General features: G+C 73.9%; 15 protein-coding genes. 6 read left to right on the plus strand and 9 right to left on the minus strand.

Annotated features, from left to right (window positions below; translation table 11 throughout):
• Nucleotides 1–754: 754 nt before the first annotated feature.
• Both E1284_RS27790 and E1284_RS27795 read right to left on the minus strand, forming a co-directional pair.
• Complete coding sequence (locus E1284_RS27790; protein WP_131943101.1) at nucleotides 755–1651, minus strand: N-acetylmuramic acid 6-phosphate etherase; 897 nt, start codon at nucleotides 1649–1651, stop codon at nucleotides 755–757.
• Complete coding sequence (locus tag E1284_RS27795; RefSeq protein WP_243714785.1) at nucleotides 1648–2625, minus strand: MurR/RpiR family transcriptional regulator; 978 nt, start codon at nucleotides 2623–2625, stop codon at nucleotides 1648–1650. The genes E1284_RS27790 and E1284_RS27795 overlap by 4 nt, the downstream gene beginning before the upstream one ends.
• A gap of 61 nt (nucleotides 2626–2686) precedes the next feature.
• Between E1284_RS27795 and E1284_RS43730 the strand changes: the two genes are divergently transcribed.
• The 4 genes from E1284_RS43730 (at nucleotide 2687) to E1284_RS27820 (ending at nucleotide 8901) form a co-directional block, all read left to right on the plus strand.
• On the plus strand, nucleotides 2687–3994 hold the full coding sequence (locus tag E1284_RS43730; RefSeq protein ID WP_279433074.1) for an N-acetylglucosamine kinase: 1308 nt from the start codon (nucleotides 2687–2689) through the stop codon (nucleotides 3992–3994).
• 364 nt (nucleotides 3995–4358) lie between these two features.
• Nucleotides 4359–6560 (plus strand): transglycosylase domain-containing protein, encoded by a 2202-nt coding sequence (locus E1284_RS27810; protein ID WP_131943102.1) that lies wholly within the window; start codon nucleotides 4359–4361, stop codon nucleotides 6558–6560.
• 99 nt (nucleotides 6561–6659) lie between these two features.
• Nucleotides 6660–8309 carry a glycoside hydrolase family 3 protein gene (locus E1284_RS27815; protein WP_131943103.1) on the plus strand — a complete coding sequence of 550 codons (1650 nt, stop codon included), beginning with the start codon at nucleotides 6660–6662 and terminating at the stop codon, nucleotides 8307–8309.
• Between the two features lie 82 nt (nucleotides 8310–8391).
• Nucleotides 8392–8901 carry a hypothetical protein gene (locus E1284_RS27820; protein ID WP_131943104.1) on the plus strand — a complete coding sequence of 170 codons (510 nt, stop codon included), beginning with the start codon at nucleotides 8392–8394 and terminating at the stop codon, nucleotides 8899–8901.
• A gap of 86 nt (nucleotides 8902–8987) precedes the next feature.
• Here E1284_RS27820 and ptsP read toward each other — a convergent pair whose 3' ends face one another.
• The 7 genes from ptsP to nagA are packed head-to-tail and all read right to left on the minus strand — an operon-like array spanning nucleotide 8988 to nucleotide 14585.
• Nucleotides 8988–10685: a phosphoenolpyruvate--protein phosphotransferase gene (ptsP, locus tag E1284_RS27825; protein WP_131943105.1), complete on the minus strand. Its 1698-nt coding sequence runs from the start codon at nucleotides 10683–10685 to the stop codon at nucleotides 8988–8990.
• 3 nt (nucleotides 10686–10688) lie between these two features.
• The gene (locus tag E1284_RS27830) at nucleotides 10689–10961 is read right to left on the minus strand and encodes an HPr family phosphocarrier protein (RefSeq protein WP_131943106.1); all 273 of its coding nucleotides are present in this window, start codon (nucleotides 10959–10961) and stop codon (nucleotides 10689–10691) included.
• 12 nt (nucleotides 10962–10973) lie between these two features.
• Nucleotides 10974–11651 (minus strand): HAD family hydrolase, encoded by a 678-nt coding sequence (locus E1284_RS27835; protein WP_131943107.1) that lies wholly within the window; start codon nucleotides 11649–11651, stop codon nucleotides 10974–10976.
• A complete protein-coding gene (locus E1284_RS27840) occupies nucleotides 11642–12091 on the minus strand; it encodes a PTS sugar transporter subunit IIA (RefSeq protein WP_131943108.1) in 450 nt (149 codons plus the stop codon). Before E1284_RS27840 ends, E1284_RS27835 begins: the two co-directional genes overlap by 10 nt.
• 32 nt (nucleotides 12092–12123) lie before the next feature.
• Nucleotides 12124–12357 (minus strand): PTS sugar transporter subunit IIB, encoded by a 234-nt coding sequence (locus tag E1284_RS27845; RefSeq protein ID WP_131943109.1) that lies wholly within the window; start codon nucleotides 12355–12357, stop codon nucleotides 12124–12126.
• 30 nt (nucleotides 12358–12387) lie between these two features.
• Nucleotides 12388–13428: an SIS domain-containing protein gene (locus E1284_RS27850; protein WP_131943110.1), complete on the minus strand. Its 1041-nt coding sequence runs from the start codon at nucleotides 13426–13428 to the stop codon at nucleotides 12388–12390.
• Nucleotides 13425–14585 carry an N-acetylglucosamine-6-phosphate deacetylase gene (gene nagA / locus E1284_RS27855; RefSeq protein WP_131943111.1) on the minus strand — a complete coding sequence of 387 codons (1161 nt, stop codon included), beginning with the start codon at nucleotides 14583–14585 and terminating at the stop codon, nucleotides 13425–13427. The genes E1284_RS27850 and nagA overlap by 4 nt, the downstream gene beginning before the upstream one ends.
• A 446-nt stretch (nucleotides 14586–15031) precedes the next feature.
• Here nagA and E1284_RS27860 point away from each other — a divergent pair, with 446 nt between their 5' ends.
• The gene (locus tag E1284_RS27860; protein ID WP_131943112.1) at nucleotides 15032–15772 is read left to right on the plus strand and encodes a GntR family transcriptional regulator; all 741 of its coding nucleotides are present in this window, start codon (nucleotides 15032–15034) and stop codon (nucleotides 15770–15772) included.
• 25 nt (nucleotides 15773–15797) lie between these two features.
• Nucleotides 15798–17168, plus strand: a complete 1371-nt coding sequence (locus E1284_RS27865; RefSeq protein ID WP_131943113.1) for a PTS transporter subunit EIIC — start codon at nucleotides 15798–15800, stop codon at nucleotides 17166–17168.
• The last annotated feature ends 422 nt before the right edge of the window (nucleotides 17169–17590 follow it).

Raw genomic sequence — 17590 nt, forward strand, 5'->3', positions numbered from 1 at the left:
CCTTTCCTCCGGTCCACCGGACCCGCACGGTCCGGCCCCGGCCCACTCCTCGCCGGTACGGCGGCCCAGCGCGGCCACTCCCCGGCCCCTTTCCTCCGGTCCACCGGACCCGCACGGTCCGGCCCCGGCTTACCTCTCACCGGTTCGGCGGGCCTTCGCGGCCGCTGCCCGGTTCCTTTCCTCCGGTCCGCCGGACCTGCGCGGTCCGGCCCCGGCCTACTCCTCGTCGGTTCGGCGGCTCTGCGCGGCCGCTCCCCGGCCCCTTTCCTCCGGTCCACCGGACCCGCACGGTCCGGCCCCGGCCCACTCCTCGCCGGTTCGGCGGCCCTGCGCGGCCGCTCCCCGGCCCCTTTCCTCCGGTCCACCGGACCCGCACGGTCCGGCCCCGACCTACCTCTCACCGGTTCGGCGGCTCTGCGCGGCCGCTTCCCGGTTTCTTCTTCGGGTTCACCGGTCTTGCACAGCCGGTCTCCCCGTCCGCTCGCGCCGGTTCACGGTCCTGCGTGGCCGGTCCCCGGCTGTTCTCGCGGGCCTGTGTGGCTCGTCGCGGTCCCCTCTTCCGGTTCCGTCGGTTCCTTGCCGGGTGGTTCCGGGCTTGCTTCTCCGGTCCGCGGCCTGTGCGGGCGGGTGCCGGGCCCCTTTCGGGTCGCCGGCCCTGCACGGCCGGGTTCCCGGGTTCTTCTCGTCGGTCTCTTCGGGTCCCTCTCGGCGGGGTTCTGCGGCCCTTCGCCGTGGGGGTGTGCGTTGTCCGGGGTCAGGCTGAGCGCAGGCGTTGCAGTGCTTCGCGGACGCCGCCGTCCGTCTCCTCCAGGACGGTCGTCGCGCGTGCCGCGGGCACCTCGCCCAGCAGCGAGACCAGTGCCACGCGGGTGTTCCCCCCCGCCTCGGTGAGCGCGTTCTCGCAGGTGCGGGCGTCCATGCCGGTCGCCTCCGTGAGGATGCGCACCAGGCGGGCGCGCAGCTTGGAGTTCAGCGCGTTCACGCTGACCATCAGGTTGGAGTACGTGCGGCCCATCCTGATCATCAGCGTGGTGGAGAAGGAGTTGAGCACGAGCTTGGTCGCCGTGCCCGCCTTCATCCGGGTGGACCCGCTGATCACCTCGGGGCCGGTGGCGAGGCCGATGTGCACCTCCACCTCGTCCCCGTAGGGGGTGTGGGGGTTGCAGCTGATCAGCGCGGTGCGCGCCCCGACCGCGGCGGCGGCGCGCAGCGCCCCCACCACGTACGGGGTGCGCCCGCTCGCCGCGATGCCGATCGCGACGTCGCCGGGCCGGACGTCGCGGGCGTCCCGGCAGCCGAGCTCGACGTCGTCCTCAACGTCGGAGACCGCCTGGGACAGCGCGCCCGGCCCGCCGGCGTGGTGGGCGACCACCCGGCCCCAGATGCCGAACGTCGGCGGCAGCTCGGCGGCGTCCAGCACCGCGAGCCGGCCGGACGTGCCGGCACCGAAGTAGTGCACGCGTCCGCCCGCGCGCAGCGACGCGACGGCGAGGTCCACCAGCCGGGCGACCTCGGGCAGGACGGCGGCGACGACCATCGGCACGGCCGCGTCCTCGGAGTTGATCAGTCGCAGCACCTCCATGGTCGGCAGCGTGTCGACGTCGAGGGTCCGGGGGTTCCGTCCCTCGGTGGGGAGCTCGCAATCGATCACCGACGCCTCCGGTCGGGTCGCACGGTCCGCCCGCGGACCGCCTCGAATGTGGCTTCCAGGGCCTTGCGGGTCGGCCCGTAGGTGCGCTGCGCCACTCCGACGAAGACGCAGTCGACCACGGTGAGCTGCGCCAGCCGGCTGGCGGTGGCGCCGGAGCGGAAGGTCGTCTCCCGCGCGGCCGTCGTCAGGATCAGGTCGGCCGCGTCCGCTATCGGGGACTTCGGGAAGTTGGTGAGCGCCACGGTCGTGGCGCCCCTGGTCTTCGCGACCTCCAGCGCGTCGATGGTCTCCACCGTCGCGCCGGTGTGCGAGATGCCGATCGCCACGTCGCCGCTGCCGAGGACGGCGGCGCTGGTCAGCATGATGTGCGCGTCCGCCCAGGCCGAGCACACCCGGCCGATGCGGTGCAGCTTCTGCTGGAAGTCGGCCGCGACGAACGCGCTCGCGCCGACGCCGTACACGTCGACGCGGTCGGCGGCGACGACCGCGTCGACGACCTGTTCGAGCATCTTGATGTCGAGCTGGGAGGCGGTCTCCTCGACCGCCCGCGCGTCGGCGAAGGTGACCTTCTCGACGATCTGCTCGAGCGAGTCGTCGGGGCTGATGTCGCTGCCGATGACCCGGCCGCCGGACGCGCTCTGCGCCCGTCCGGCCTCGGTCGCCAGGGTCAGCCGCAGCTCCGGGTAGCCGTGGAAGCCGATCGCCCGGCAGAACCTGATGACGGTGGTCTCGGACGTGCCGCAGGCCTGGGCCAGTTCGGTGATGGTGGAGTTGGCGACCCCCTCGGGGTCGTCGATGACGCGTTGCGCGACGCGTCGCTCGGCGGGGGGCAGCGAGGGCAGCAGCGAGCGCACCCGCACGACGGTGCTGAGCGGCGTCGCGTCCCGGCCGGACGCCGCCGTCTCCGGCGGTACGCCGTGCTCCCCCGTGATCCCCCGCTCGGGGCCCTGGTCAGGGCCGATGGGTTTCCTCATGGAGGAAATTTTCTTACGCACAGGATGTCACGTCAACGGTAGAAAAGGCTACGGTCGCCATGTGTTGACCCATTTGGCCGGTCCTTACGTGGTCGGTATCGACGCGGGTGGCACGAAGACCCGCTGCGTCGTGCTGACGCTAGGGGGTGCCCTGGCCGGTTCCGGCACCGGCCCGGGGGCCAACCCCAACTCCGGAGGCGACACCGCGGGGGCGCTGACCACCGCCCTGCGGGAAGCGCTCGGGGACCTGGACCGAACCCTCATCCTCACCGGCGTGTTCGGCATCGCCGGCGCCGGCTCGGCCGGCCGGCCCGCCGCCGTCACGGCGGCGCGGCAGGCCTGGCAGGCCGTCGGACTGCGCGGCTCGCCCGCGGTGGTGACCGATATCGCGGTGGCGTTCGCCGCCGGGACCAGCGAGCCCAAGGGCATCGTGGTGTTCTCCGGCACGGGCGCCGGCGCGGCGGTCATCAGCGACGGGGCGATCGTGCAGCGCGCGGACGGCTACGGCTGGCTCGTCGGGGACGAGGGTTCGGCGGTCTGGCTCGGGAAGGAGGCCGTCCGCGCGGCGCTGGCCGCCTACGACGGCCGCGGCTCCCCGACCCTGCTGACCGACTCGGTTCCGCGCGCGCTGCTCGGTCCCACGGTGGTCGCGGAGATCGACGGGGAGCGGCGAAGACCCCGCCGCCCGAGGGCGCTGGCCATGGCCGGCGCCCCCTTGGCGTCTTCGGGGCCGCCGCCGAGCGTCTCGGTGCTCCCGCACGCCGCCCACCTCGCCTCCGGAGGGACACCCCCCGCGGGGACCGGGACGGGAACCGCCGTCCTGCTCCCCGGCGACCCCTATCCCCCGTCCGGTTCCCGTCCGCCGCCCGGCGGCGGGGCCGGCTCGCACGGCCCGCCGGGCCCGCCGGGCCACGCCGGGCATACCGGGCCGCCGGGCTCGCTGGGGCCGCCGGGACACCCGGCGGCCCCCGGTCCGCCGGGGCACCCCGAACTGCCCGGAACGCCGCCCAACCCGCGGCTCGCCCAGGCCATCATCAAGGAGGTGTACGGCCGCCCGCCCGCCGCCCTCGGCCGGCTCGGGCCGGTGGTCGCCGCCGCCGCGGCCGCCGGCGATCCCGTGGCCCGGCGCATCACCGAGGAGGCCGCGCAGTGGCTGCTGCGCGACGTCGACGCGGTGCGCCCGGCCCTGTCCGACCCCAGCGCACCGGTCGTCATGCACGGCTCGGTGCTCCGTGAAGGCCCCGTCGCCGAGGCCGTCCGCACCGGGCTGCGCGACCGCTTCGCCGAGGCGCCGCGCTGCGCCGGCGACGGAGCCGTCGGCGCGGCCGGGATGGCGCTGCGCCGCCTCGGCCATCCCCTGCCCGGCTGAGCCGCCCCGCCCGCGCGCGGCGCAGGCCATCCGGAGGACGGCACCGTGGCCGTCCGGTTCATCGCGATGGACCCCACAGATTTCGCAATCGCTTGCGAGTCCGGGGTCCATCGTGATTAAGCTGTTACCACGGTGGCACCAGAGCCGTCAGAGCGGTCCCGTTGGGGCCGTGTCCGGCGGGACCATCGGCCACAGGCGTGGCACGTACCGACAAGGCTGCGTAATTCCGCAGCGTCGTCCGCGCGGGGCTTCTCCCGACCCGCACAGCGCATCCACTCACGCGCATGCCGCCGATAGGCATGCCCGCTCGCGCTCCCATGCCCGGACGACGGCCGACTCCGTACTCCACGTCGAACGAGGTCGCATGCACTCCCTGCCCAGGGCCCGCCGTGTCCGGCCGGCCCTCTCCCGCCTGCTGCGGTTCATCCCGTCCCGCCTGATCCGTCCCATTCCGCCCGGATGGCGTCCCGGCCGGCGGCTGATCGTGATCATCCTCACACCGGTCGTGCTGACGGCCGCCGCCACCGTGGTCGCCTACCTCCGCACGCCGCTGCCGACCCAGCCGCAGGACGGCGTCACCGACGAGGGCTCCACCGTCTACTACGCCGACGGCCGGACGCCGCTGTTCCGCCTCGGCGCCAACCGGGAGGCCGTCCGGCACGACCAGATCCCCGACCGGCTGCGCTGGGCGGTGCTCGCCGCCGAAGACCGCGGCTTCTACGGCGACCACGGCGTCTCCCCCACCGGGACGTTCCGCGCCCTGTGGAACAACGTCGCCGGCGGCGACACGCAGGGCGGCTCCACCATCACCCAGCAGCTCGCCCGCAACTACTTCAAAGGCCTCAGCCGCGACCGGACGATGCAGCGCAAGGCCAAGGAGATCTTCATCGCGCTCAAGCTCGACCGGAGCCGCGCCAAGGACGAGATCCTCGACCTGTACCTGAACACCATCTACTTCGGCCGGCAGACGTCGGGGGTGCAGGCGGCCGCCCGCGCCTACTTCGACAAGGACGTCTGGCAGCTCGACGTCGCGCAGTGCGCCCTGCTCGCCGCGATGATCCAGCGGCCGACGTACTTCAAGACGCAGGGCGACGACGCGGCCGCCCGCGCGCTGCGCTCCCGCTGGGCCTACGTCCTGGACGGAATGGTGTCGATGGGCCGGCTGAGCCGCGCCGACGCCGGCCGGCAGCGCTTCCCCCGCACGCAGGACGAGTGGACCGGCGTCGGCCTGTCCGGGCAGGACCTCCTCGTCCGCCACCGGGTCGAGACCGAGCTCGCGAGCGTCGGCATCCCGATGGACAGCGTCGTCAACGGCCGCCTGAAGATCTACACCGGCCTCGACCAGCACTGGATGCGGTACGCCGAGCGGGCCATGCGCGGGGCGCGCGAACCGGAGTGGCCGCGCACCGTGCACGGCGGGCTCGTCGCCGTCGACTCCCGGACCGGCGCGGTGAGGGCGTTCTACGGCGGCGACCCGAAGCGCAGCCAGGTCGACTCGGTGTTCGCGCCGGTCGCGCAGGCGGGCTCGACGTTCAAGCCGTACGTGCTGGCCGCGATGCTGCGCAAGGGCCTCAGCGTCCGGACGAAGGTGAGCGGGGCGTCCCCGCAGAAGTTCGCCCCGAACGGCGACGTCACGCCGATGACCGCGCCCGGCTACAAGGTCGAGAACGACGAGGAGATCGGGTCGCTCGGCACGATCGACATGGTCGAGGCGACCGCCCTGTCGGTCAACACCGGGTACGTGAAGGCGGCCTTGAAGGTCGGCATCGCGAACGTCATGGAGACCGCGCGGCTGTTCGGCGTGCCGGAGTCCGCGCTCAAGCCGTTCGCGGGGCAGGCGGGCATCGCGCTCGGCATCCCCGACGTCTCGGCGGCCACCCAGGCCGCCGGGTATGCGGCGTTCGCCAACGGCGGCACGGCGGTCGTCCCGCACCTGGTCACCAAGGTCGTGGACGCGAAGGGCCGCCGCGTCCCGCTGCCCTGGGACGGGCCGGGCCGCCGCGTGCTGGACGGGGAGCAGGCCGCGCAGGCCACCGCCGCGATGCGGGCGACCGTCCTGAAGGGGACGGGCAGGCTCGCGGCGCTGCCCGGCCGCGAGGCGGCGGGCAAGACGGGCACGACCGAGCACAACCGCGCCGCCTGGTTCGTCGGGTACGTCCCGCAGGTCTCGACGGCCGTGGTGGTCGGCAACGCCCAGCCCGCCGCGCTGCGGAACCTGCCCGGCTTCACCGGGACGGTCGCCGGGGAGAACGTCCCGGCCGCGATCTGGCACGCGTTCATGGAGCAGCTCCCCAGCGGCCTGCCGGCCGAGGTGTTCCCGCGCCCCGTCTTCAGGGGCACCGCCGCCGACTGGACCGACCCGGCCCCGGCCGCGCGGAACACGACCCCGCCCGATTCCGCGGGCCCGGGCCGCAAGAAGACGCCGCCATCAGGCGGTGAACCGGGCACCGGTGCCACCCCCGGGACCGGCGGCGATCCGCGATCGCTGCCCGAGAACCCGGACGGCGGGCCGCGCCCCACGGGCAAGGTCCGCACAACGGACGGAGCGCGGTCCGGAGCCGGTTGACCCGCCGGAGATCGAGTCGACAGCGACCCGGCGAGCGGCTAGCGTCGCGGGCGTCCGATGCGAGCGAGGAACCGAGACCATGTCGGGGGGCCTGGTCGGGTGGGTGCTTCACGTCCCCTCGCGCTCGCGGCGGCGGCCCTGCTGGCCTGCGGGGTCGCGGGCTGCGGCGGCGGTGGGAGCGGCGAGGGCGGGCGGACGCCGTCCGCCGGGTCCGGCGCGCCGTCGGCCCCGCCGAGCGCGCGCACGACCGCGCCGGACGCGTGGATTCCCGGCCGGGTCGCGCAGATGAGCGTGCAGGAGAAGGTCGGGCAGCTGTTCGTCCCGGCCTTCTCCAGCCGCGCCGACGCCCTCGCCAAGGTCAGGAAGTACCACGTCGGCGGGCTGATCTACTTCCCGGAGAACTTCGGCTCCCCGGCCCGCACGGCGGCGCAGTCGAACGCGCTGCAGAAGGCGGCGAAGATCCCGCTGCTGCTCGGCGTCGACGAGGAGCAGGGCATCGTGTCCCGCACCCCGTTCATCACCCGGTTCCCCGGCAACATGGCGCTCGGCGCCACCCGGAACCCGGACGACGCCCGCGCCGCCGCCCGCGTCACCGGCACCGAGTTGCGCGCCATCGGCATCAACCTCGACTACGCGCCGGACGCCGACGTCAACGTGAACCCGCGCAACCCGGTGATCGGGCTGCGCTCGTTCGGGTCCGACCCGGCGCTCGCGTCCACCATGACGGCCGGCGCGGTCGGCGGCTACCAGGACGCCGGGGTCGCCGCCACCGCCAAGCACTTCCCCGGGCACGGCGACACCGCCGTCGACAGCCACACCGGACTGCCGGTGATCAAGCACTCGCCGGCGGAATGGGAGCGGCTCGACGCGCCCCCGTTCAAGGCGGCGATCGCGGCGGGCGTGGACGTCATCATGACCGCGCACATCGTCGTCCCGAAGCTCGACAAGTCGGGCGATCCATCCACACTGTCGAAGACCGTGCTGACCGGGCTGCTGCGCGACAAGCTCGGCTACCAGGGCGTCATCTCCACGGACTCGCTGCAGATGGCGGGCGTGCGGGAGAAGTACGGCGACGCGGCCGTCCCGGTCCGGGCGATCAACGCGGGCGCCGACCAGCTGCTGATGCCGCCGAGCCTGCCGCGCGCCTACAAGGCGGTGGTGCAGGCCGTCCGGTCCGGGAAGATCACCGAGAAGAGGCTGGACGAGTCGGTCACCCGCATTCTCCAGCTCAAGCAGCGGCGCGGCCTGTTCCAGGGCACGGCGGCCGACCCGGCCAAGGCGGAGGCGGCGATCGGGACGTCCGCGCAGGCGGCCACGGCCCGGCAGGTCGCCGAGCGTTCGGTCACGCTCGTCCGCAACAAGGGCGGGCTGCTGCCCCTCAAGGGCAGGAAGGTCGCCGTGTCCGGGCCGGGCGCCGACCGGCTCCTCGCGGCGCTCCGCCGCCAGGGCGTCGCGACGGCCGCCCCGGGCGCGGCGGATGTCACCGTGCTGACCACGCAGAACGCGGGATCGGCGACCGCGTCCCGCATCCGGGCGCTCGGCCCGAAGCCGGTCGTCGTCGCCGCGCTCGGACGCCCCTACGACCTCGACGCCGCGGGCGGCGCGGCGGCGGCGCTCGCCACCTACTCCGCCAGCACGGTCTCCGTCGACGCGCTGGCGAAGGTGCTGAGCGGCGCGGTGAAGCCGACGGGCAAGCTGCCCGTGCCGGCGGGCGGGCATCCGGCGGGCTACGGGCTCGGCTACCCCTAGCCCCCGGTCGGCGGGGTTCGTTGGACGCGGAGGCCCGCTTACTGGGAGGATCGGGCCGCCTTCTTCCCCCCGGGAGGTCTCCGTGCGCGTCCGTCCGCTTCTCGCCGCCGTCCTGGTCGTGCTTCCGCTGATGGGCGCTTGCGGCGGGCAGGACGAGGTCACCATGCCGCCGCTCACCCCGGAGCCGGGCGATTCGCAGTTCGGCGACACGACGACCACGGCGGCCGCGGCGGCGTCCGCGAAGGAGACCCTCCCGGCGCGGATGGCCCTCTACAAGTACCTGCGCGGCATCGCGGTGGGGAACGCCAAGGCGTGCGCCTACCTGACGGCCGACTACCAGCGGCAGGTGTTCGGCGGGCCCGCGGCCTGCCGCACCGGCTTCGCGCGGGCCCGCGCGAAGCTGCGCCCGCAGGACCTCGCGGCGCTGCGCGGCGTGACCGTCCCGGTCTGCCGGGCGGGGCCGGCGGACGGCGTCTACACGGTCCGGTTCGCGGACCTGGCCTGGAAGGGTGCGCCCGCCCGTCCGGGCGGCCTGCTCGCGGCGAGCTTCACCCTCCGCAAAACCGGCCCCCACTGGCAGATCACCACCTGACGCACCTCGTTGACCTGCGGCGTGTTGTTGTTATCCGCCTGCCGAAAACAACAACACGCCGCAGGTCAACGGTTCGGTGGAGGCGGTTACAGGCCGAGGTCGGTCAGGGCGGGGAGGTGGGTGCGGGCCGCTTCGCGGGCTTGGGCGGCTGTGCGGGCGGTTCGGGCGGCCTCCGCTGCTTGCCGGCATTGGTCCAGGGTGTGGCGGGCCAGGGCGGCGCGGACCAAGGGTAGGGACGGGGCGCTCATCGACAGGGATGTCACGCCTAGGCCCACCAGCACGCAGGCCAGCGCCGGGTCGCCGGCCGCCTCGCCGCAGACCCCGCACGGGACGCCCGCGCCGGCCGCCGGGGCGACCAGGTCGAGGACGGCGGGCTGCCACGGGTCCTGGAGCCGGGCGAGGCCGCCGACCTGCCGGTCCGCCGCGCACGCGTACTGGGTGAGGTCGTTGGTGCCGATGCTGAAGAACTCCACCTCCGCCGCGATGTCGCGGGCGCGGAGCGCGGCGGCGGGCACCTCGATCATGACGCCGGGATGCGCGACGCCGGCGTCCCGGCACTGCTCGGCGAACCAGGCGGCGTCTCCGGCGTCGGTCACCATCGGGGCCATGACCTGCAGCTTCGCGGTCAGCCCGGCGGCGGCGCGGACGAGCGCGGCGAGCTGCGCGGCCAGCACGTCCGGGTGCCGCAGCGACATCCGCAGACCGCGCTCGCCGAGCGCCGGGTTCGGCTCCTCGCCGGGCGCGGGCAGGAACGCGAGCGGCTTGTCGGCGCCCGCGTCGAGCGTCCGGACGACGACCCGGCCCTGCGGGAACGCCTCCAGCACCGTGCGGTACGCCTCCTCCTGCTCGGCGTCGGACGGCGGCGTCGCGCGGTCCAGGAACAGGAACTCGGTGCGGTAGAGGCCGACGCCCTCGGCGCCGTTGGCCAGGGCCGCCTCCAGGTCCTTCGGGCCGCCGATGTTCGCCAGCAGCGGCACCGGACGGCCGTCGGCGGTCGCGCCCGGCCCGGTGACCTCCGCCAGCGCCGACGCCCGGGCGGCGACCGCCGAACGCGCCGCCCGCACGTCCTCCTCGGACGGGTCGAGCCGCACGGTCCCGGCGGCGCCGTCGACGAGGACGCGGACCCCGTCGTCGAGCGACGTCGCCCCCGGCAGCGCCACCACCGCGGGCACGCCCATCGTCCGGGCGATGATCGCGGTGTGGCTGGTCGGCCCGCCCTCCTCGGTCACGAACGCGACGACCTTCGCCGGGTCGAGGACGGCGGTGTCGGCCGGCGCGAGATCGCGCGCGACGAGCACGAACGGCTCGTCCGACTCCGGGACGCCCGGCATCGGCAGGCCGAGCAGCCGGGCGATCGCGCGGTCGCGGATGTCGTCCAGGTCGGTGACCCGGGCCGCGAGATACTCGCCCGCCCCGGCGAGCATCTCCCGGTAGACGCCGAACGCCTCGAACACCGCGCGGGCCGCCCCGACCCCCTCGCCGATCTTGGCGCGGACCCCGTCGGCGAGGCCCGGGTCGCGGGCCATCAGCGCCTGCGCGCCGAGCACGTCCCGGCCGTCGGTGTTGCCGGCCGCGGCGGCGCGCTCCCCGCGCTCCTCCAGGTCGGCGGCGACGGCCTCCAGCGCGGCGAGCGCGATGTCCCGCTCGGCGTCCGCGTCGCCGCCCTGCCGGTCAGCGCCGTGCCGGTCGCCGGCGGGCGGCTCGGGGACGTCTCCGGCGATCTTGCGCACCGGCCCGGCGCCGGCTCCCGGGCTGACGCCCGTGCCCTGCAGTACGTCCGGCACCGGTCAGGCCCCCTCGGGCTCCGGCGTGGACAGCAGCTTCTCCAGGCTGTCGAGCAGCTCGTCGGCGCCGTCGCCGTCCGCGGACAGGACGATCTCCTCACCGTGCCGGGCGTCCAGCCCCAGCACCGCGAGGATGCTCTTGGCGTTCACCGGGTCGCCGCCGCGCTTGGCCACGGTCACGTCCATCGGGGCCTTGGCCGCGGTCTGGACGAACAGCGCGGCCGGCCGCGCGTGCAGCCCCACCCTGGATTCGATCTTGACGTTGCGCTCGCTCACCGCACACTCCCTCTAGTTGTGTCCGAGGCCCGGCACGCGCAGCGCCGGACCCGGGACGACTTCCACTCTCTTGAAATCGGCCACCACGTGGTCGGCCCCGGCGAGCGCGCCCACCGGCTGCGTGGTGCTGACGCCCACGCAGGTCATGCCCGCGGACTTCACCGCCGCCACGCCCGCCGGGGCGTCCTCGAACCCGACCGCCTCGGCCGGCGGGACGTCCAGGTCGCGCGCGGCGGCCAGGTAACCCTCCGGATGCGGCTTGCCGGTGACGACGTCCCCGCCGGTCACCACCAGGTCGAGCAGGTCGCGGACGCCCAGTTCGGCCAGCAGCCGCTCCGCGTACGGGCGCTGGCCGGACGTCACCACCGCGAGCGGCACCCCCGCGTCCGCCAGCGACCGGACGAGGTCGACCGCGCCGGGGACCGGCGCGACCGCCGGCATCCCCGGCAGCGACTCGTAGGAGACCGCCTGCTCGAACAGCTCCTCGACCGTCCGGCCGGGGAACAGGTGCGCGAGGTCGCCCAGCACCTCCAGCCCGCGCCGCCCCGCGAACGAGGCGATCAGCCCGTCGTCCCAGGGGACGCCGTGCGCGTCGAACAGCCGGGACCACATCACCCGGTTGCGCGGCTCAGTGTGGATGAGGGTGCCGTCGAGGTCGAACACCGCCGCGCCGAGGCCGATCACCGCCATGTGAAGAGCTCGGCCCCCTTCGTCACCTCGCCCGACTCCAGCACGTCCGACAGCGCGTCGGCGCCCGCGTCCAGCGCGACGACCGCGCAGATCGGCGAGCGGCCGCCCGCCTCGATCACGGCCGGGTTCCAGCCGACGACCGGCTGGCCGGCGGTGACCTGGTCGCCCTCGGCGGCGAGCAGGTCGAACCCCTCGCCCTTGAGCTTCACGGTGTCGATGCCGAGGTGGACGAGGACGCCGTGGCCCTCCGCGTCCACCACCACGTAGGCGTGCGGATGCAGCTTGACGATCTTCCCGGTGACGGGGGCGATGGCCCGGCCGGGGCCGCGCTCGGGATCGACCGCCGTGCCCGGGCCCACCATGGCCTGGGCGAAGACCGGGTCGGGGACGCCGGCGAGGCCGACGACCCGGCCGGTGACCGGGGACAGTACTCGGGTCATTGGGGGCCTCCCATGGGTCCTGGCGGACCGGATCAGTCGAGGATGTCCTCGATGTCGCTGGCGAGGGTGTCGGCCTCGGTCCCCACGACGACCTGCACGACGGTGCCGCTGCGCATGACGCCGAACGCGCCCGCCTTCTTCAGCGCGGCCTCGTCGACCTTGCCGGCGTCCTCGACCTCGGTCCGCAGCCGGGTGGCGCACGGCTCGATCTCGACGATGTTGTCGGCGCCGCCCAGCGCCGCGATGATGGCCTCGGCCTTGTCCATGTCCTTCTCTTCTCTCGGTGGGGGTGGGGGTCAGTCGGTCTGGGTGACCTTGTTCAGGCCGCGCGGGACGTCGGGGTCGACGCCGAGCCGGCGGGCCAGGTTCTCGACCAGCAGCTGGCCGGGGACGATGAGGCCGAGCGGCGCCAGCCACTCCGGCAGGCCGGGGCCGGGCAGCGCGGCCGAGCACGCCGCGGCCAGCTCGGCGCCGCCGCCGACGCCGTAGGCGCGGGCGCCGGCCCCCTGGACCCGGCGGGCCAGCGCGACCGTGCCGGCCAGCGTCGGGCCCGAGTCCGCGGCGACCAGCAGCGCGGGGGTCTGCGCGTCCACGACGGCGATCGGGCCGTGCAGCAGGTCGGCGTAGGACAGGCCCATGGCGTGCAGGTAGCACGCCTCCTTGATCTTAAGCGCCAGCTCCAGCGCGGTGCCGAACGCGATGCCGCGCCCGGACACCACCGCGCCCGGGACCTCCGCCAGCTCCTCGACGATCTCCGGCAGTGCCGGCGACGCCTCGGTCAGCGCGATCATCCGGGCGACCTCGTCGGGGACGCGGCGCAGCTCGTCCACGGCGACGTCCGCGCCGAGGCCGAGCCCGAACACCGACAGCGCGGCGAGCTGCGTCGTGTAGGTCTTGGTGGCCGGGACGGCGATCTCCTCGCCCGCGTCGGTGACCAGCGCGACCTCGGCGGCCTCGGCCAGCGGGGACCCGGCGCCGTTGGTGACGGCGACCGTCCGGGCGCCGCAGTCCTTCGCCCAGTCGAGGGTCTCGACGATCTCCTCGGTCTTGCCGGACTGGCTGATCGCCACGGCCAGCACGCCGTCCAGGTCGAGCCTGCGCTTGTAGGTCGTCGCGATGGACGGCGCCGCGAGGGTGGCGAGCCGGCCCGCGTGCGACTCGACCAGGTAGCGCCCGTACACCGCGGCGTTGTCGGACGAGCCGCGCGCGATGAACAGCACCTGCCGGGTCTCCCGCGCGAGCGCCGCGATGTCGGCGGTGCGCGGGAGGAGCGCGTCGATCGTCCGGCGCAGCGCGTCCGGCTGCGCACCGATCTCGGCGCGCATCTGACTGGTCATGATCCCCCTCCGTAGAGTTTCTGCCCGCCCGACCACGTGGTACGCGCGCGGTGGTCCGGCCCCAGCCACACGAGGTCGGCGGCGGCGCCGGGCGCGATCCGGCCGAGGTCGGGACGTCCGATGAGGTCGGCCGGGACCCGGGTGGCCGCGTCCACCGCGGCGGCCGGGTCGAGGCCGAGGCCGATCGCGTTGCCGACCGCCTCGTCCAGCCGGAGGCCGGACCCGGCGATCGTGCCGTCGGCGCGCAGCGGCGGACCCTGCTCGGGCATCGTGATGGGCTCGCCGCCGAGGTCGTAGGTGCCGGGCGGCATCCCGGCGGCGGACGCGGCGTCGGTGACCAGCACGACCCGTCCCGGCGCGGCCCGGAACACCAGCTGCGCCACCTCGGCCGAGACGTGGTGCAGGTCGAGGATGAGGCCGGGGCTCAGCCGGTCGTCGATGAGCGCCTGCACGGCGACGCCCGGGTCGCGGTGGTGGACGCCGCTCTGCGCGTTGAAGATGTGGGTGACCATGCGGGCTCCGGCGTCGGCCGCGGCCCTGGTCTGCGCGGCGGTCGCGTCGCTGTGCCCGACGCTGACCAGGACGCCGGCGCCGGTCAGCGTGCGGATCGCGTCCACCGCGCCGTCGCGCTCGGGAGCGAGCGTGACCAGCTTGACCAGCCCGGTCTCCAGCAGGGTCGTGATCGCGTCCGGGGCCGGGTCGGTGAGGTAGGCGGCATTGTGCGCGCCCTTGCGCTTCTCCGACAGGAACGGGCCCTCCAGGTGGACGCCGAGGACGCGCGTCCCCGCCGGCAGGTCCGGCAGGAGGTCGCGGGTGCGGCGGAGGGCGGCGGCCTGGGTCTCGACCGGCGCGGTGATGAACGTGGGGAGGAACGCGGTGACGCCCGTCTCGGGGAGGCGCGAGACGACGGTGTGCCAGGCGGCCTCGTCGGCGTCCGCCATGTCGTGGCCGTAGAAGCCGTTGACCTGGAGGTCGATCAGGCCGGGCGCGAGCAGCCCCTCGGGGAGGTGGACATCGGGGGTCTCGTCCGGACGGCCCTCGCCGGCCTCGGTGATCACGCCGTCCACCGCGCGGACGTATCCGGGGGAGACGACGCGGGTAGGACTGCCCGCGGGGGTGATGATCATGCGGTCGGCCGTGATCAGGAGTGATGCCATGGGTGCGCGCTCTCTGTGACGCGATGATCGCGGGGTCGTTCCTCCGGTCACTGGTCTAGTCCGGACTAGACCAGTACGCACCATACTCCACGAATCGGATGGAGAAGAAGATGCGGGACGAAACTCGTTCGGTGCCGGATCGATCGCGGGCGGCGGCCGCCCGCGACTCCGCCGCGAGGCGGCCGGCTGAGGTCAGGCCGCCTCCACCGAACCGGACGGTGCATCCGCGATGCCGCCCTGACCTGCACGTTCTTCGATCTTGACACCGTCGCGCCGTGACCGGTTCGTTACGAAGTCGTGCATTGACATGCCTTTCGAACCTGTGGTCTAGTCCGGCCTAGACCAGTACGAATCAATCCACATACCTTCTATTCACCGACTAGTCCACTTACCCGTCGAAACCCGGCGAACCCCGTCGATCCGGCCTCCGGCCATCGAGGACCCCCGTGACCACCATCGATCCGCACAGTCCCGTACCGAAGTACTTCCAGCTCCGCGCGATCCTGCTCGACCTCATCGAGAGCGCGGAACTGCCCGTCGACGCCCCGATCCCGTCGGAGCGCGAGCTGTGCGTCCGGTACGAACTGTCCCGCATGACCGTCCGGCAGGGCGTCGACCAGCTCGTCTCCGAGGGGCGGCTCTACCGCGTCCCGGGGAAGGGCACGTTCGTCGCCCGGCCCAAGATCGAGATGCCGCTGCGGCTCGTCTCGTTCACCGAGGACATGCTGGCCCGCGGGTTGCGGCCGGGCGCGATCGACCTCGACCGCCGGACCGTCCCGGCCGACGCGCGGCTCGCCCGGATCTTCGATGTCGAGACCGGCACCGAGATCCACGTCATCGAACGCCTCCGCACCGCCGACGGGGAGCCCATGGCCCTCGAACGCGCGCACATCCTGGCCTCCCTCGCCCCCGACCTGCTCGACCGCCGGCTCGCCGACCGCTCCCTGTACGGCGTCCTGGAGGCGGTGTACGGGCTGGTCTTCGACGCGGGCGACCAGACCATCGACGCCAGCCTGGCCGACGCAGCCGACGCCAGGCACCTGCAGATCGCCCGGGGCAGTGCCGTGCTGCTCCTGCAACGCCGCTCGTACACCGGAGGTGTGTGCGCCGAGCTGGGCGTGTCGACCTACAGGGCGGACCGCTACCAGATCCACACGGCGCTCGGAAATCCCCCGCCGCACTCCTGAACACCCCCTGAGGAGGAACTTCGCGATGACTGCGACAACAGTGGACTCAGCACCGCGACGAGGGTCGAGCACCCTCGCGGTGCTGCAGCGGATCGGCCGCAGCCTCATGCTGCCGATCGCCGTGCTGCCCGCCGCCGCGCTGCTGCTGCGCTTCGGCCAGGCCGACATGCTCGGCTCCGACGGTCTCGGCTGGGACCGCGTCGCCGAGATCGTCGGCGAGGCCGGCAACGCGCTGTTCGCCGCCCTGCCGCTGCTGTTCGCCGTCGGCGTGGCGATCGGCTTCGCCAAGAAGTCCGACGGCTCCACGGCGCTCGCCGCCGTGGTCGGCTACCTGGTCTTCGACCGGGTCTCCAAGATCATGTTCTCGCACAGCGACGAACTGCAGGGCAGCGTCCTCATCACCAAGGTGGCGGACGGGGCGAACGCGCAGGTCATCGACTGGGGTGCGAAGAACCCGACGGACGTGCTCGGCGGCATCCTGATGGGCGTCGTCGCCGCGCTGCTGTACCAGCGGTACTACCGGATCAAGCTGCCGACCTGGCTCGCGTTCTTCGGCGGCCGCCGGTTCGTGCCGATCATCACCGCCGTCGCCGGCCTGGCGCTCGGCATCCTCATCGGCTTCGTCTGGCCGGTCTTCGGCAACTGGCTCACCGACTTCGGCGAGTGGATCACCGGGGCGGGCGCCGCCGGCGCCGGCATCTACGGCGTCATCAACCGCCTCCTGCTGCCCTTCGGCCTGCACCACATCCCGAACTCGCTCATCTGGTTCGTGTTCGGCGACTACAACACCCCGGACGGCGTCGTCCACGGCGAGATCAACCGCTACCTGGCCGGCGACCCCCACGCGGGCGGCTTCCTCGCCGGGTTCTTCCCCGTCCTCATGTTCGGCCTGCCCGGCGCCGCCCTCGCCATCTGGCGCGCCGCGCCGGCGCACCGGCGTCCCGCGGTCGGCGGCATCATGCTGTCCGCCGCGCTCACCGCGTTCGTCACCGGCGTCACCGAGCCGATCGAGTTCGCGTTCATGTTCGTCGCGCCCGTCCTGTACGGCGTGCACGTCGTCCTCACCGGCATCTCGATGGCGATCCTGGAGGCGGCCGGCGCGCAACTCGGCTTCGGCTTCTCCGCGGGCCTCATCGACCTGCTGCTGAACGCCCGCAAGGACAACACCGAGGGCCTCTGGCTGATCCTCGGCATGGGCGTCCTGTACTTCTTCCTCTACTACTTCATCTTCAAGTTCATGATCACGAAGTTCAACTTCGCGACGCCGGGCCGGGAACCCGAGGACGAGGAGTCGACCGCCATCGACCCGGCCGTCGACCCCGACCTCGCCGACGGCAAGAAGAAGAAGCGGAACCGCAAGGGCACCGCCGACCCCGAGGAGGCACCGGCTAGCTGACCATCCCCGGGGCGCCGCGGACCCCTCGTCCTATGCGCGGCGCCCCACCGGGCCGGCAGCCCACCGGCCCAGCCCCAAGGCCCCGGACTCTCCGCACCCGGTCCGGGACCTGCTCCCAGAAGGCGGCGGGACGCCCCTCAGCGTCCCGCCGCCTTTCACTTTGGGCACCCGCCTCTCGACCGCGCGCGCCCGGGCATCAGCGTTACGGGGCGGCCGGAAGTGGTCAGGATGTATTTTCCGGCGGGTTTCTGACTCCTGTTTCCAAACGAGTCGGGAGGTTCACATGGGTCGCCGTCCGGTCAGTTCTTCGGTGGTTCGGATCATTCGGTACCGGCCGGTGCCGGTCACGCAGGGGGCGCTCGCGCTTCAGCCCGCGGTGCGGCCGGTGCGGGGGCCGGGGCTGCGGGTCGTGCCTGTCTCTT

Origin of the sequence: Actinomadura bangladeshensis (genome assembly GCF_004348335.1) — a bacterium.
Lineage (GTDB): Bacteria > Actinomycetota > Actinomycetes > Streptosporangiales > Streptosporangiaceae > Spirillospora > Spirillospora bangladeshensis.